The organism is Janthinobacterium saanense (genome assembly GCF_014200675.1).
Taxonomy (GTDB): domain Bacteria; phylum Pseudomonadota; class Gammaproteobacteria; order Burkholderiales; family Burkholderiaceae_D; genus Janthinobacterium.
This window is the reverse complement of the sequence record NZ_JACHCI010000026.1, coordinates 1-15,669: the sequence shown is the minus strand read 5'-3', so window position 1 is coordinate 15,669 and position 15,669 is coordinate 1. Positions and strand designations below refer to the sequence as shown.

Genomic DNA, 15,669 nt, shown 5'->3' with positions numbered 1-15,669 from the left:
GTAGTATGGGGCCACTGGAGACGCCCATGCCCCGATTCAGCCATACCATCGCCAGCCACACTTACCAGTTCGGCAGCTTGAGAGATTTGCTGGCCAGGGCGACGCCGCTGCGCTCCGGCGATGTGCTAGCTGGCGTGGCGGCAGCCAGCGCGCAGGAAAGGGGGGCCGCGCAAATGGCGCTGGCCGAAGTGCCGCTGTCGCTGTTTCTCAATGAAGTGCTGGTGCCCTATGAAAGCGATGAAGTCACGCGTTTGATCATCGACACGCATGACCGGACCGCTTTTGCGCCGATTGCCCATCTGTGCGTGGGCGAATTGCGCGATTGGCTGCTCGGCGATGCGGCCGACACGCTCACGCTGGCGGCTGTGGCTGCCGGCATCACGCCCGAAATGGCGGCGGCCGTGTCCAAGCTGATGCGCCTGCAAGACCTGGTGCTGGTGGCAAAAAAGTGCCGCGTCGTCACGGCTTTCCGCAATACCCTGGGCCTGGAAAACCGCCTGGCCACGCGGCTGCAGCCAAATCACCCTACCGATGACGCCACCGGCATCGCGGCCTCCGTGCTCGATGGCTTGATGTATGGTAGCGGCGACGCCGTGATCGGCATCAATCCCGCCACCGACAATGTGGCGCAAGTGGTCTCGCTGCTGCACTTGCTCGACGCCGTCATCAGCCAGTACCAGATACCCACGCAGTCCTGCGTGCTCACGCATGTCAGCAATACCCTCGAAGCGATACGGCGCGGCGCGCCCGTCGACCTGGTATTCCAGTCGGTGGCCGGCACCGAGGCGGCCAACCGCAGCTTCGGCATCGACCTGGCGCTGTTGGCCGAGGCGCGTGCAGCGGCCCTGTCGCTGGGGCGCGGCACCGTAGGCAGCAACGTCATGTATTTCGAAACGGGCCAGGGCAGTGCGCTGTCGGCGGGCGCGCATGCGGGCATGGACCAGCAGACCTGCGAGGCGCGCGCATACGCGGTGGCGCGCGCCTTCCAGCCGCTGCTGGTCAACTCGGTGGTGGGCTTCATCGGCCCTGAATACCTGTACGACGGCAAGCAGATCATGCGCGCCGGGCTGGAAGACCATTTCTGCGCCAAGCTGCTGGGCCTGCCCATGGGTTGCGACGTTTGCTACACCAACCACGCGCAAGCGGACCAGGATGATATGGACGCCTTGCTCACCATGCTGGGCGTGGCTGGCTGCAATTTCATCATGGGCGTGCCTGGCGCCGACGACATCATGCTGGGCTACCAGAGCACGTCCTTCCACGATGCGCTGTATGCGCGCCGCGTACTGGGCTTGCGCGCCGCGCCCGAATTCGAAGCCTGGCTGCAGGCCATGGCGATCACGGATGCGCAGGGCCGCCTGAATGGTGTACTGGCGCCTGCCTTCCAGGCGGCCTTGCTGCGCCTCGATGGCAAGGGAGCGCCATGAACAGGGAAGATCCCTGGCACACCTTGCGCCGCCACACGCCGGCGCGCATCGGACAAGGGCGCCGCGGGGTAAGCACGCCCACTGCCGCGCACCTGGCGTTTCAACTGGCCCACGCCCAGGCGCGCGACGCGGTGCAGCTGGCACTCGACGGCGTGGCGCTGGCGCAGGCTTGCTGCGTCGATGGCCATGCCGGCCTGCTGCTGCACAGCGCGGCGGCCAACCGCAGTGAATATCTGCAGCGGCCCGATCTGGGGCGCCAGCTCGATCAGGCTTCGCGCACGCAGTTAGCCAGCATGCCGGCCGGCGTGGACCTGGCGCTGGTGGCGGCCGATGGCCTGTCGGCGCTGGCCGTGCAGCGGCATGTTGCCCCTTTCCTGGCCGCCCTGCGCGCCAGGCTGGCGCTGGAAACATGGACAGTTTCACCATTGATGATCGTGCAGCAGGGGCGGGTGGCGGTCGGCGATGAAGTGGGTGAATTGCTGAAGGCGCGCGCCGTGCTGGTGATGATAGGCGAGCGGCCCGGCCTGAGTGTGCCCGACAGCCTGGGCTTGTACCTGACGTGGGCGCCCGCAGCGGGTTTGCGCGACGATAGCCGCAACTGCATTTCCAATGTGCGTCCCGCAGGGCTGCCGTATGCACAAGCCGCCTATCGCCTGCACTATCTGCTGTCGCAGGCGTTCAGCCGGCAATTGTCCGGCGTGGCGCTGAAGGATGAAACGGTGGACGAGGGCGCGGCCCTGGCGGGCACGCGCAATTTTCTGCTGGCGTGATCAGATTTCGCGGATTTCATCGAGCGGCCAGCGTGGCCGCACATTGAACGAGTAATCATATTTCGCCGCGTCCGGGTTGATCTGTAAACGCATGGCGCCGGCAAACGCGATCATGGCGCCATTGTCGGTACAAAATTCCAGCTCAGGGTAATACACCTTGAAGCGTTTTTTTGCCGCTGCCGCATTGAGCGAAGCGCGCAGCTGGGCGTTGGCGCCCACGCCGCCGGCGATCACCAGCCGTTTCAAGCCCGTGTGCTTCAGGGCCGACATGCATTTGGCCGTCAGCACTTCGACGATGGCGTCGACGAAACCGCGCGCGATGTTGGCCTTGTCCTGTTCGCAGATATTGGCGATGACTTTTTCTTCATGGTTTTTCACTACCGTCAGCACGGCCGTCTTCAAGCCGGAAAAGCTGAAGTTGAAATCCTTGGAATGCATCATCGGGCGCGGCAGTTTGTAGGCCAGCGGGTCGCCAAACTCGGCCAGGCGCGAAATGGCCGGGCCACCAGGGTAGCCCAGGCCCAGCAGCTTGGCCGATTTGTCGAACGCTTCGCCGGCCGCGTCGTCCAGGGTTTCGCCCAGCAGGGTGTACTGGCCCACGCCATCGACGCGCATCAGCTGCGTGTGGCCGCCCGAAACCAGCAGCGCGATAAACGGGAATTCGGGTGGTTCGGACGCCAGCAGTGGTGACAGCAGATGGCCTTCCAGGTGATGGATGCCCAGCACCGGCTTGTTGATCGCCAGGCCCAGGCTGCAGGCGACGGACGAGCCGACCAGCAGCGCGCCAGCCAGGCCGGGGCCTTGCGTGTAGGCGATGGCGTCGATGTCGGCCAGGGTGATATCGGCCTTGCCCAGTGCTTCTTCCAGCAAGGGAATGGCGCGGCGGATATGGTCGCGCGAGGCCAGCTCCGGCACCACGCCGCCATACTGTTCATGCATGGCCACTTGCGAATAAAGGGCGTGCGACAGCAGGCCGCGTTGCGTGTCGTACAGGGCCAGGCCGGTTTCGTCACAGGAGGATTCGACGCCAAGAACAATCATGAAGGTGCTAGTAAGGGGGGAGTAATCCGCCATTGTAAAGGAAAGCCGGCCGGCCCACCGTGCGGCCGGCGCACCATTTCGGCGGCAGTGTGCACTTGCGCAGTGCGGCCGCAGCCGGTTTCACAGGGCTTGGCCACTCTGGTGGATGGCATTTTTTCACTGGCACTGCTTTTGCTTGGTAAGCAGCATACCTTTCTTGGGGAGCTAGCGATGTCCGAACAATGGAAAATGATCTGCCGCCTGAAAGAACTGCCGCAGGCCGGCGCGCGCATGGTGCAGCGGGGCCTGGCCTGGCAGGATTTGCCGGGCGTGGCCCTGTTCCATGCGGCTGACGATACGGTGTATGCGCTGCTGGACCTGCTGCCCTGCCTGGGCGGGCCGCTGGCGCACGGAGAATTGCGCGGTCACAGCCTGGTGGGGCCGCACGATAGCTGGAATATCGATCTCGAGGCGGGCTGCCTGGTATCGCCGATGACCGGCATGGCGCGCCTGTACGCGGTGCGCATCCTCGACGGCCGCGTCTACCTGGATTTAAATGAATTGAATACCCCGGCCAGCAAGGCCGAGCAGGCGTTGGCCGGCTCTTACGCGGTGCTGCCGCATGTGCAGATGGTGGGGTAAAGCCAGCAAGCAAAAAAACGGCGCACAAGGCGCCGTTCCTGGTAGAGCCGCAGGCCTTAAGCCGGGCGGTTCAGCAAGTGATTATGCGCGTCGCGCAGCATGGTTTCTGTTGTGTCCCAGTCGATGCAGCCGTCGGTGACGGAGCAGCCGTAGGTCAGTTGCGACAGGTCTTGCGGGATTTTCTGGTTGCCGCCAACGATGTTCGATTCGATCATCACGCCGACCAGCGAGCGGTTGCCCTGGCGGATCTGGTTGATCACGTCGGCCATCACCAGCGGTTGCAGTTCCGGTTTCTTGTAGCTGTTGGCGTGCGAGCAGTCCACCACCAGGTTGGCTGGCAGCTTGGCCTTGGCCAGCGCCTGTTCGGCGATCGCCACCGAGACCGAATCGTAGTTCGGACGGCCATCCCCGCCGCGCAGCACCACGTGGCCATAGGCGTTGCCGCGCGTGCGCACGATGGCCACATTGCCTTCGCTGTTAATGCCCAAAAAGGAGTGCGGGTGCGCCGACGACAAAATCGCGTTGACGGCGATGCTGATGTCGCCATCGGTGCCGTTCTTGAAGCCGACCGGGGTCGACAGGCCCGACGACATTTCGCGATGGGTTTGCGATTCGGTGGTGCGCGCGCCGATGGCGGTCCAGGCGATCAGGTCGCCCAGGTATTGCGGCGAGATCGGGTCCAGCGCTTCGGTGGCGGTCGGCAAACCCAGCTCGCACACGTCCAGCAGGAATTGGCGGGCCTTTTCCATGCCTTCGTTGACCTTGAACGAGTCATCCATGTACGGATCGTTGATATAGCCTTTCCAGCCCGTGGTGGTACGCGGTTTTTCGAAATACACGCGCATTACCAGCAGCATGGTGTCCTTGACTTCCTCTTGCAGCGCTTTCAGGCGGCGCGCGTAATCGAGGCCGGCGACCGGGTCGTGGATGGAGCAAGGGCCCACGACCACGAACAAACGCTGGTCTTTGCGGTCGATGATGTTGCGCAGCGTTTCGCGGCCGCGGTTGACGGTGTCGAACGCGCTGGCCGACAGCGGCAGTTTGGCGTGCAGGTCGGCCGGCGTAGGCATCGGCGCGAAGGAGGTGACGTTGATATTTTCGATGTCTGGCGTATTCATGATTCTGGCTCGGCTTTCGATATTGCGTTCTTAAGAGGCAATAGTGTAGCGGAAATGCGGCCTGGCGGAGCAGCAGGGAGCAAAACGGGAGGGATCAGTTGTTTTTATGGCAGGCTCTGCCGTAAGCCGGGCCTGCCATGGAGGGCGGTTTTCAGCGGCCGCTGCTCACGCCATGGCCGAAGGCGTAGCGGGCGATATTGCGGCGGCTACCCGCCAGTTCCGGCGGCTTGGGCATGCCCGGGTGGCGCCGCACGTGTTCCATGATCAATGCTTCATGTGCAACTATCTGCGCATCGAGGCAGCGTATTTGCTGGCGCAGCAGCTGGTGCAGCGCCTGCTGGCCATTGCGCAAATGCTCGTCCAGAAGGGTCACTTCCTGCTTGCGCACCTGCTGTATCGCTTGCAGGCGGCGCAGCCACAGCCGCAGTTCCAGATAGGCGGGCGAGGGCGGCGTCCAGGGATCGGGGCGGGCTGCTGCGCAATAATGGGCCAGTACGACCGCCCTGTGCCCCGCTTCCTCGTCCAGGCCGCACTTGTGCACGAATTGCAGCAGCGGCGCACCCTGGGCGTCGCACACCAGTATGCCCATGGCGGCCAGGCCTAGTGCGGGCGCTTCGCTGAACGGTGCATCGAGGCGCATGCAGACGCGCAAGCCCATCACAGGCACATCGTTGCGCTGCAGCCAGCTGCGCAGCCAGCGGTAGCCGGCCTGGTCGTTCTCGACCACCTTGCACAGCACCTGGCCGCCGGACAGCAGCACGGTCTTGAGCAGCAGTTTGCCTGTTTCGATGCCGACGAAGGCGGTTTCCTGTTTGGCGATGTGTTCCATGATGATTCCTCCCTTGCAGCTTTATACGCAGGGGTGCTTGCGCTGGATTCAAGCTGGATTCAATTCTGTAAGGAAATATTTTTCTGCGGTGCTGTTGCATCTTTGCCGTTCATGGCGGCGGGCCTGGCGCCCGAGTGAAAAATCCGTGTAAGCTGGCGCCATGACTACTGTATCCATACCCCATCACGACCTGGCTGGAGAGCCTTTTCCTGCCGCCCGCTTCATCAAGGAGATAGGCCGCGGCAAGAACGGCGCCCGCAGCATGACGCGCGATGATGCCTGCGCCCTGTACCGCGCCATGCTGGAAGGGCGCGTATCGGACCTGGAACTGGGCGGCATTTTGTTGTCCATGCGCATCAAGGGCGAGTCCGTCGATGAAATCGCCGGCTTCCTCGATGCGGCCGAAGCATCGTTTGCTCCCTTGGCCGCGCCGGCCGGCGCCTATCTGCCGATTGTGATTCCCAGCTACAACGGCGCGCGCAAGATGGCCAATTTGACGGCTTTGCTGGCGCTGCTGCTGGCACGCGCCGGTGCGCCCGTGCTGGTGCATGGCGTCAGCAGCGATCCGGGTCGCGTCACGACCGCCGAAGTGCTGGCCGAGCTCGGTGTTCCGGCTTGTGCCAGCCACAGCGTAGCGGAAGCGGCCATGCTCCGTGGTGACGTTGCCTTCCTGCCCATTGAAGCGCTGGCGCCGGAAATGGCGCATCTGCTGTCGCTGCGCAGGGTCTTGGGCGTGCGCAATTCCACCCATACTTTAGTCAAGATCATGCAGCCGTTTGCCGGCCCGGCCCTGCGCCTGGTGTCCTACACGCACCCGGAATACCTGGAAATGCTGGGCGAGTATTTCACCACGGCAGCGCCCGCCGAGCGCGGTGGCGCTTTCCTGATGCGCGGCACGGAAGGCGAGACGGTGGCCAACGCCAACAAGGCGCAGCAGATCGACTGGTTTCATGTCCATCAGCGCACCGTGTTGGTCGAGAAACAATTGCAGGTGGAGCAATTGCCGCACTTGCCAGCCGAGCGTGACGCGGCCACTACCGCTCACTGGATCGCGGCCGTGCTGCGCGGCGAGATCGCCGTGCCGGCATCGATTGCGGAACAGGTGGAGCAATGCCTGCAGGCAGCGAAGGTCAGTGGATAAAGGGCAGGTCCGTTTACAATGGCGTCTTTGTAATCAGGCGTGACCGGAATTCTTATGGCAAAACAATTTGATGTGGCAGTGATCGGCGCGGGCGCGGCCGGCATGATGTGTGCGGCCGTGGCCGCCCAGCAGGGCAAGCGCGTGGTATTGATCGATCATGCGGCCAAACTGGCCGAAAAAATCCGCATCTCGGGTGGCGGTCGTTGTAACTTCACCAATATCCAGGCGGGGCCGCAAAACTTTTTGTCGGAAAACCCGCATTTCTGCAAGAGCGCCTTGTCGCGCTACACGCCGCAAGACTTTTTGGCGCTGGTGAAAAAGTACCGCATCGGCTATCACGAAAAGCACAAGGGCCAGCAATTCTGCAACGAATCGGCCGAGCAGATCATCGACATGCTCAAGGATGAGTGCGCCGCTGGCGGCGTGCACTGGCGCATGCCGTGCAAGGTCGATAATGTTTCGAAACAAGATGATGGCAGCTTTTTGCTGCACACCGACAGCGGCGAGATCGAAGCGGGCAGTGTGGTCATCGCCACGGGCGGCCTGTCGATCCCGAAGATCGGCGCCACCGACTTTGCCTACCGCATCGCCAGGCAGTTTGATTTGCAAATGGTCGAGCCACGCCCGGCCCTGGTGCCGCTGACGTTTGACCCTGCCAGCTGGGCGCCGTTCGCGGAATTGTCGGGTATCGCGCTGGAAGTGGACGTGGAGACAGGCAGCCTGAAAGGCCGCAAGGCGACGGGCGGGCGTTTCCGCGAAGACTTGTTGTTTACCCATCGTGGCTTGTCGGGCCCGGCGATTCTGCAAATTTCCAGCTTCTGGCAACCCGGCACGCCGATCGTCATCAATCTGTTACCAGAGATCGATGTGGCGCAAACCCTGATCGAAGGCAAGGGCACCTTGAAAAAGCAATTGGGCAATCTGGTGGCGCAATGGCTGCCGCAGCGCCTGGCCGACTGCCTGCTGGCCGTGCATGGCCTGGCCGCCGATGCGCGCATTGCCGACTTGCCCGATGCGCAACTGCGCAAGCTGGGGCAGGCGATCAACGCCTGGTCCATCGTGCCGAACGGCTCGGAAGGCTACCGCAAGGCGGAAGTGACACGGGGCGGCATCGATACGCGCGAGTTGTCGCAGCAGACCATGATGACCAATAAAGTGCCGGGTTTGTACTTTATCGGCGAATCGGTCGACGTGACGGGTTGGCTGGGTGGCTACAACTTCCAGTGGGCCTGGGCCTCGGGCATGGCGGCAGGAGTTGCGCTGCAGTAAATCTCCTGTGTAGAATGGGGCTGGCGCCGCAGCGCGCCAGTTCTTGCCAGGATGATGCGTGGTTTACACCACATTTTGGCAAGCTTCTCAGGCTGCATGCCGCACGCAAATGGGCAGGGGCTTCCTTTTTCGAATAAAAGCTGCTACTATCTATCTCTTCCTATACACCACCTCAACGGTTTGAATTTTACATGACCACTATTCGCCTTAAAGAAAACGAGCCGTTCGAAGTCGCAATGCGTCGCTTCAAACGCACCATCGAAAAAACTGGTCTGCTGACCGAATTGCGCGCTCGCGAATTCTACGAAAAACCAACGGCTGAGCGTAAGCGCAAGCTGGCAGCTGCAGTGAAGCGTCACTACAAACGCATCCGCAGCCAACAACTGCCTAAAAAATTATTCTAAGACTGTTCAATCAGAACCAACCCGGGTAGCACGGCGCATTGTTCGCCACGGGTTCTGTTTTGATTCGCCTGAGCTTCTGCTTCAGATGAGTCGCATACCCGCTCCGGTTCGCCGCAGCGGGTTTTCGTTTTTCTGGGCTGCTTGTGCAGTATTATCCAATTCACTCAATTCACTGATAACCAACGAGGAATGCCATGAGCTTGAAAGCACAAATTACCGAAGACATGAAGAACGCCATGCGTGCCAAGGAAGCGGGCAAGCTGGGCACGATTCGCCTCTTGCTGGCTGAAATCAAGCGCAAGGAAGTCGATGAGCGCATCGAGCTGAACGATACCCAAATCCTGACCATCGTGGAAAAGATGATCAAGCAGCGCAAGGATTCGATCACCCAGTTCGAAGCCGGTGGCCGTGCCGACCTGGCTGACATCGAAAAAGCCGAACTGGTGCATCTGGCTGGCTACATGCCTGCCGCCCTGTCCGACGAAGAAGTGGCTGCTGAAGTCGCTGCCGCCGTGGCCGCCTCGGGCGCCGCTGGTCCGCAAGACATGGGCAAGGTCATGGCCATTATCAAGCCGAAGCTGGCTGGCCGCGCCGATATGTCGGTCGTTTCCGGTCTGATCAAGAAAGCCTTGACGCCAGCCGCCTAAGCCCCAAAATAGTAGTGACGGTTGCCAGCTTCCATGCTGGCAGCCATTCAACAGCCCACACGTTGACCTGGCTCAACCTCAGGCCACGTGCGGTAGTATAGTCTGACCTATAACAACACCGCCCCAGCCCAGTGATACCTCAATCTTTCATTTCCGATTTGCTCAACCGTGTTGATATCGTCGACATCGTGGGGCGCTATGTGCAGCTGAAAAAAGGTGGCGCGAATTTCATGGGCTTGTGCCCGTTCCACAGTGAAAAATCGCCCAGCTTTACCGTCAGCCCTACCAAGCAGTTTTACCATTGCTTCGGTTGCGGCGCGCATGGCACGTCCATCGGTTTCCTGATCGAGTATTCGGGCATGGGCTTTGTCGATGCCGTCAAGGACCTGGCGCAAGGCGTGGGCATGGTGGTGCCGGAAGCCGATGACAAGATCCCGCCGGCCCAGCGTGCGCAAATCCAGGCGCAAAGCCTGGCCTTGTCCGATGCCATGACGCAAGCTTGCGATTATTATCGCGGCCAGCTGCGCCACGCGCCCGACGCCATCGCCTACCTGAAAAACCGTGGCTTGACGGGCGAAATCGCCGCCCGCTTCGGCATGGGTTACGCGCCTGGCGGCTGGGATAATCTGCGTTCCGTGTTCCCCGACTACGAAGTGTTGGCCCTGGTTGAAGCCGGTCTGGTGATCGACAAGGTCGATGAAGACGGCAATAACCGCAAGCGCTATGACCGTTTCCGCGAACGCATCATGTTCCCGATCCGCAATACCAAGGGGCAAGTGATCGCCTTTGGCGGCCGCGTGCTCGACCATGGCGAACCGAAATACCTGAACTCGCCTGAAACACCGCTGTTTTCCAAGGGTTTCGAGCTGTATGGCTTGTTCGAGGCGCGCCAGGCCATCCGCGACGCCGGCTACGTGCTGGTGACGGAAGGTTATATGGATGTGGTCGCCCTGGCGCAGATGGGTTTCCCGCAGGCAGTGGCCACCCTGGGCACGGCGTGCACGCCGACCCACGTGCAAAAACTGCTGCGCCAGACCGATAACGTGATCTTCAGCTTCGATGGCGACAAGGCTGGCCGCCGCGCCGCGCGCCGCGCGCTCGAAGCGAGCCTGGCCCATGTGTCGGACAATAAAACCATCAAATTCCTGTTTTTGCCGTCCGAACATGATCCGGACAGTTATATCCGTGAATTCGGCACGGCAGGTTTCGAGCAGCAAGTGCACGAAGCGATGCCGCTGTCGCAATTCCTGCTCAAGGAAGTGTCTGGCGAGCATGATCTATCGGAGCCGGAAGGACGTGCCCGCGTGCAGTTCGACGCCAAGCCGCTGCTGCAGCTGATGGCGCCGTCGTCCCTGCGCCTGCAGATCGTGCGTGGACTGGCGCAGCTGACGCAATCGACGCCGGCCGAGATTGAAGGCTTGTTTGAACTGGCCAAGCCCGTTTCCGTCGCGCACCGCGCACCGCCCAAGTCGGGCCGTCCGGTGCCGGTGGGGCTGGAATTAAAAATCACGCGCATGCTGGTGGCGCATCCGCCCCTGACCTTGCATGTGGACGCGGCAGCACTGGCGGCATTCCAGCACCTGGGCCCCGATGCGGCGCAGAGTCTGGGCCAGCTGGTGGCGGCTGGTCAGGCCTTGGGCGAACATGGCAGCTTTGCCGCACTGGCTCAGCAATTGAAGGAATTTGGCAGCGAGTATGATGAGATCATCGGCGAGATTGCGGCCGGTACCGAGTCCGATTACGACAGTGAATTATCGTGGCTGGTGAGCACGATACGCGAGATCAAATTGAATGCTTTGAAGGCGGAGCTGGCACAATTGTTTGCGTCGGGTTTGCCATCCGATAAAATTGGTGTACGCTACCGCGAAATCACCCAGGAGCAGGGAGAGCTGCAACGTCAGCGCGATGCCGAGTTGGTAAATCGGTAATCTTGCTGCTGGGGTGGCGCGAACTGGAAAAAGATTTTTCGCGTGCTATAATTAAATGCTAAGTATTGTGTGCTTTGGCAAGCTAGTTCTGTTTCGTAAATAGTATTTGTTTTCAGTAAGTTAGGCTCTTGATCGGCGCGGTAGATTGTGTCGGCAGCCGGGGCCAACTGGCGTTTTTCGGTGTTGCGGCAGGGTACGCACCGCAGGCAAACCGCGCCAGGCTCTCGCTCCCTACATGGTCGGATGCAGCAATTTCTGCCGCTTCGGCTGGTGACAGCCGGTGGGAAGGAATGGTTGCGGGTTCCCGCAGATCGTGGCCGATGAGGTGTAAGTAACGTAACAGTGTCGGACCTGGGTCGTCGACAGGTTCGAAAGATGGTGGTTCCCGCAGGTAGACAGGGAACCGGCAGCAAACTTTATCCTAATCCACCGTAAAGCAAGTCGTTGTGTAATCGAAAGCGCCTGTGCCAATCAAGAAACCCGAATCCAAAGCGGCTGTAAAGCCCACTAAAGTTACCACGAAAGCCGAAAAGGCGCTCGACCGGCCAGAAGCACGCGTTACCAGCGCGCCGCCAGCGGTCAGCCAGACCACCGATGCCGCCACCCTGGCTGCCATCGATACCTCTGGCTATGTCTTGCCGTCGGTAAAAGTGCCTGGCCGCCGCGGCCGCAAGCCCAAAGAATTCCAGCCAGAAAATGACGAAGTTGCCGCGCTGAACGCCGTCGAGCGGGCCGAGCTGAAGGCCGTCGACAAGGCCAAGGCCAAGGACCGCAAGGCGAAAGAGCGCGCGCTGCTGAAAGACGCATTTTCGTCCGATACGGAAGCGAGCGAAGAAGAACTCGAACGCCGGCGCCAGAAACTCAAGACCCTGATCAAGTTCGGCAAGGAACGCGGTTTCCTGACCTACGCCGAAATCAACGATCACCTGCCCGAAAACATCGTCGATCCGGAAGCCATCGAAGGCATCATCGGCACCTTCAACGACATGGGCATCGCCGTCTACGAGCACGCGCCGGACGCCGAAACCTTGTTGCTGTCCGATAACGTTGCCGTCGTCACCAGCGACGACGAGGCGGAAGCGGCGGCCGAGGCTGCGCTGTCCACCGTCGATTCCGATTTCGGCCGCACCACCGACCCCGTGCGCATGTATATGCGCGAGATGGGCTCGGTTGAGCTGCTGACCCGCGAAGGCGAGATCGAGATTGCCAAGCGCATCGAAGATGGCTTGAAAGACATGATACAGGCCATTTCCGCCTGCCCCGTGACGATCGCCGAAATCATCGCCGCCGCCGACCGCATCTCCAACGAAGAGATCAAGATCGACGAAATCGTCGACGGCCTGGTCGATGACAACGAACCGGTCGCCGCCCCTGTCGTCGCCGCCCCTGTCGAAGAAGACGAGGAAGAAAGCGACGAGGAAGAGCAAGAAGAGGAAGAAGAGGAAGAGGCCAGCGCCTCAGGTGCCGCCGGCTTCTCGGCCGAGCAGCTGGAAACGCTGAAACGCACGGCGCTGGAAAAATTCGCCGTGATTTCCCAGCAATTCGACAAGATGCGCCGCGCCTTTGAAAAGGAAGGCTACAACTCCAAGCCCTACGCCAAGGCGCAGGAAGCCATCTCGCAAGAATTGCTGGGCATCCGCTTCACGGCCAAGGTCGTGGAGAAACTATGCGACACCTTGCGCGGCCAGGTCGATGAAGTGCGCCATATCGAGAAACAAATCCTCGACGTGGCCGTGAACCGCTGCGGCATGCCGCGCGCCCACTTCATCAAGGTCTTCCCCGGCAATGAAACCAACCTCGACTGGGTCGATGGCGAAGTCAATGCCGGCCACGCCTACAGCGCCATCCTGGGCCGCAACATTCCGACCGTCAAGGAACTGCAGCAACGATTGATCGACCTGCAGGCGCGCGTCGTCTTGCCGCTGCCGGACTTGCGCAACATCAACCGTCAAATGGCGGCCGGTGAAATGAAGGCGCGCAAGGCCAAACGTGAAATGACCGAGGCCAACTTGCGCCTGGTCATCTCTATCGCCAAGAAATACACCAACCGCGGCCTGCAATTCCTCGACCTGATCCAGGAAGGCAATATCGGCCTGATGAAGGCCGTCGACAAGTTCGAATACCGCCGCGGCTACAAGTTTTCCACCTACGCCACCTGGTGGATACGCCAGGCGATCACGCGTTCGATCGCCGACCAGGCACGCACCATCCGCATCCCGGTGCACATGATCGAGACGATCAACAAGATGAACCGTATCTCGCGCCAGATCCTGCAGGAAACCGGCGCAGAACCCGATCCGGCCACCCTGGCGATCAAGATGGAAATGCCCGAGGACAAGATCCGCAAGATCATGAAAATCGCCAAGGAACCGATCTCGATGGAAACACCGATCGGCGACGACGACGACTCCCATCTGGGCGACTTCATCGAAGACAACAACACCCTGGCGCCCGCCGATGCCGCCCTGCATGCTTCCATGCGCGGCGTGGTCAAGGACGTGCTCGATTCCCTGACACCACGCGAAGCCAAAGTGCTGCGCATGCGTTTCGGCATCGAAATGTCCACCGACCACACCCTGGAAGAAGTGGGCAAGCAATTCGACGTGACGCGCGAGCGCATCCGCCAGATCGAAGCGAAAGCGCTGCGTAAATTGCGCCACCCATCGCGTTCCGACAAGCTGAAAAGCTTCTTGGAAGGTAACTAAAGGCCAATAGGACTTGACGTGCGGCGCTGATACCCCTATCCTCGCGTGTCCGTTTCCAAAACGGCAGCGAGAGGCAAGTTCAGCAGCGCCTCACGCCAGCAATACCCTGGGCCTCTAGCTCATGCTTGGTTAGAGCAGCGGACTCATAATCCGTTGGTGCCGTGTTCGACTCACGGGAGGCCCACCAGAATTTCGAGCAGTAGATGAAAGCCCCGCCAGGTAACTGCCGGGGCTTTTTGCATGGCGCGATCACATAGCCGCAGACGCACTTTTACAGGAAGACAAGACCATGACGGCAGAACTGAACATCGAAGACATCATAGTCGGCACCGGCAAGGCCGCCGAGCGCGGCGCGCTGATCACGGCCCATTACCATGGCTGGCTGGAAGACGGCACCGAATTCGATTCCTCGCACCAGCGCGGCGCTGCGTTCCAGTGCGTGCTGAGCAATAACAAGGTCATCCAGGGCTGGATTATCGGCTTGAAAGGCATGCAGGTCGGCGGCAAGCGCAAGCTGCGGGTGCCGGCGCACTTGGCGTATGGCGAGCGCCAGGGGGGCTTGATACCGCCGAATGCTGATCTGGTGTTTGAGATTGAGTTGCTGGAAGTGCTGACGCGGGATTAGAAGGGGAGAAGGAGCACTACTGAACCTTGATTAAAAACTTCATACTGAGCGGGCAGGAATGTTTGTCATTATCTATCTAAAGTTGAGCATCGCACTTCACATCTATTGTGACCCTCATAGCAGGTAGAGCTACGGTTATTGACTAAATTACGGTGATTAAGGTTGAGGCCGTGTCTGAATGGCAGAACTGACCTTGATGCCGTAGCAAATGGTACGGTTAATAGGATGCTTGCATTGTTACGTTCAATTTTGATTCGGGCATCTGTTGATTGGGAATGGTTACCAGTCGTGCCAAAAGTAAGGCTATTACGCGAACCTGTACGCAGGGTGCGATACCTTACTAGTGCACAGGCCGAATCTCTCCTTTTGCAGCTTCCACCGCATCTTGCAGAGATGGCTGCCTTCTCGTTGGCTACAGGGCTAAGGAAAAGCAATGTAACAGGTTTATGTTGGAATCAGGTCGATTTGAGTCGGCGTATAGCATGGGTGCATCCCGATCAGTCCAAATCGCGAAGAGCTATTGCTGTTCCACTTAATGCAGACGCAGTGCGAGTGATCACTTTGCAACGTGGAAGGCATCCCGTTAGAGTTTTTAGCTATAAAGGGGAGCCAGTTCTTCAAGTTACTACTGCCGCATGGTATAAGGCGCTAAATCGTTGTTGAATCGAGGATTTTCGTTGGCATGATCTAAGGCATACTTGGGCAAGCTGGCATGTGCAAAATGGTACCCCACTGAATGTTTTGCAGGAGTTAGGCGGCTGGGAAAGTGCAAATATGGTAAGGCGATATGCGCATTTTTCTGCATCTCATCTTGCTGCATATGCGGACAATCTTCCTAATATTGTTAGATAGAATTTTTAGAGGTTTATAGATGAGTGCAAATGTTTGGGAAGGTGATGTACTTGATCGTAAAAATAATGCAAACTACCTGACAACATATTTAACGGAAAGATATCGCGCAAGAAGAACAGAGGAAGGTTTTGTTCTTGCAATTAATGCTGAATGGGGTCTTGGAAAGACTTTTATGCTTCGTAGTTGGCGGGGCGACTTAGGGAAGCGCTGATCAATTCGCTTTCCTAGCGAAATTGACGCGCCAAATGGTCGAACAGTAAGTCGATCAAGCGTATTTTCGGTCGATTTGACG

The 15,669-nt window shown here is 59.8% G+C and carries 14 protein-coding genes, 1 tRNA gene and 1 pseudogene; 13 read left to right on the top strand and 3 right to left on the bottom strand.

The window, feature by feature from the left end:
* The first annotated feature begins 26 nt into the window (after positions 1-26).
* Positions 27-1,427: an ethanolamine ammonia-lyase subunit EutB gene (locus HDE72_RS24835; protein WP_183747470.1), complete on the top strand. Its 1,401-nt coding sequence runs from the start codon at positions 27-29 to the stop codon at positions 1,425-1,427.
* Positions 1,424-2,197 (top strand): ethanolamine ammonia-lyase subunit EutC, encoded by a 774-nt coding sequence (eutC, locus tag HDE72_RS24830; RefSeq protein ID WP_183747467.1) that lies wholly within the window; start codon positions 1,424-1,426, stop codon positions 2,195-2,197. The genes HDE72_RS24835 and eutC overlap by 4 nt, the downstream gene beginning before the upstream one ends.
* On the opposite strand, the gene tsaD is transcribed toward eutC, so the two are convergent.
* Positions 2,198-3,238 (bottom strand): tRNA (adenosine(37)-N6)-threonylcarbamoyltransferase complex transferase subunit TsaD, encoded by a 1,041-nt coding sequence (gene tsaD / locus HDE72_RS24825; protein ID WP_183747463.1) that lies wholly within the window; start codon positions 3,236-3,238, stop codon positions 2,198-2,200.
* A 210-nt stretch (positions 3,239-3,448) separates the two neighbouring features.
* Here tsaD and HDE72_RS24820 point away from each other — a divergent pair, with 210 nt between their 5' ends.
* Positions 3,449-3,859, top strand: a complete 411-nt coding sequence (locus HDE72_RS24820) for a Rieske (2Fe-2S) protein (RefSeq protein WP_260176905.1) — start codon at positions 3,449-3,451, stop codon at positions 3,857-3,859.
* 56 nt (positions 3,860-3,915) lie between these two features.
* Here the strand turns inward: HDE72_RS24820 and HDE72_RS24815 are convergent, their stop codons facing one another.
* Positions 3,916-4,977 carry a 3-deoxy-7-phosphoheptulonate synthase gene (locus HDE72_RS24815; RefSeq protein ID WP_183747459.1) on the bottom strand — a complete coding sequence of 354 codons (1,062 nt, stop codon included), beginning with the start codon at positions 4,975-4,977 and terminating at the stop codon, positions 3,916-3,918.
* Positions 4,978-5,128: 151 nt separating this feature from the next.
* Positions 5,129-5,806 carry a hypothetical protein gene (locus HDE72_RS24810; protein WP_183747457.1) on the bottom strand — a complete coding sequence of 226 codons (678 nt, stop codon included), beginning with the start codon at positions 5,804-5,806 and terminating at the stop codon, positions 5,129-5,131.
* Positions 5,807-5,966: 160 nt separating this feature from the next.
* On the opposite strand from HDE72_RS24810, the gene ybiB reads away from it, so the two are divergent.
* From ybiB to HDE72_RS24760, 10 genes and pseudogenes are all read left to right on the top strand, one after another.
* A complete protein-coding gene (gene ybiB, locus HDE72_RS24805; RefSeq protein ID WP_183747454.1) occupies positions 5,967-6,947 on the top strand; it encodes a DNA-binding protein YbiB in 981 nt (326 codons plus the stop codon).
* A gap of 54 nt (positions 6,948-7,001) precedes the next feature.
* Positions 7,002-8,216 (top strand): BaiN/RdsA family NAD(P)/FAD-dependent oxidoreductase, encoded by a 1,215-nt coding sequence (locus HDE72_RS24800; protein WP_183747450.1) that lies wholly within the window; start codon positions 7,002-7,004, stop codon positions 8,214-8,216.
* Between the two features lie 191 nt (positions 8,217-8,407).
* Positions 8,408-8,620, top strand: coding sequence for a 30S ribosomal protein S21 (rpsU, locus tag HDE72_RS24795; protein WP_008451879.1), 213 nt, complete (start codon positions 8,408-8,410; stop codon positions 8,618-8,620).
* A 194-nt stretch (positions 8,621-8,814) separates the two neighbouring features.
* Entirely contained in the window at positions 8,815-9,267 is a 453-nt protein-coding gene (locus HDE72_RS24790; RefSeq protein ID WP_183747446.1) for a GatB/YqeY domain-containing protein, read from the top strand.
* Positions 9,268-9,398: 131 nt separating this feature from the next.
* Positions 9,399-11,195: a DNA primase gene (gene dnaG, locus HDE72_RS24785; RefSeq protein WP_183747443.1), complete on the top strand. Its 1,797-nt coding sequence runs from the start codon at positions 9,399-9,401 to the stop codon at positions 11,193-11,195.
* A 464-nt stretch (positions 11,196-11,659) separates the two neighbouring features.
* Complete coding sequence (gene rpoD, locus HDE72_RS24780; protein WP_183747440.1) at positions 11,660-13,900, top strand: RNA polymerase sigma factor RpoD; 2,241 nt, start codon at positions 11,660-11,662, stop codon at positions 13,898-13,900.
* Between the two features lie 108 nt (positions 13,901-14,008).
* Positions 14,009-14,087: transfer RNA gene (locus HDE72_RS24775), tRNA-Ile, on the top strand.
* A 102-nt stretch (positions 14,088-14,189) separates the two neighbouring features.
* Positions 14,190-14,525, top strand: a complete 336-nt coding sequence (locus HDE72_RS24770; protein WP_183747437.1) for an FKBP-type peptidyl-prolyl cis-trans isomerase — start codon at positions 14,190-14,192, stop codon at positions 14,523-14,525.
* 225 nt (positions 14,526-14,750) lie between these two features.
* Positions 14,751-15,377, top strand: a pseudogene (locus HDE72_RS24765) (site-specific integrase).
* A gap of 19 nt (positions 15,378-15,396) precedes the next feature.
* Positions 15,397-15,588, top strand: coding sequence for a P-loop NTPase fold protein (locus HDE72_RS24760; RefSeq protein ID WP_183747434.1), 192 nt, complete (start codon positions 15,397-15,399; stop codon positions 15,586-15,588).
* Positions 15,589-15,669: the final 81 nt, after the last annotated feature.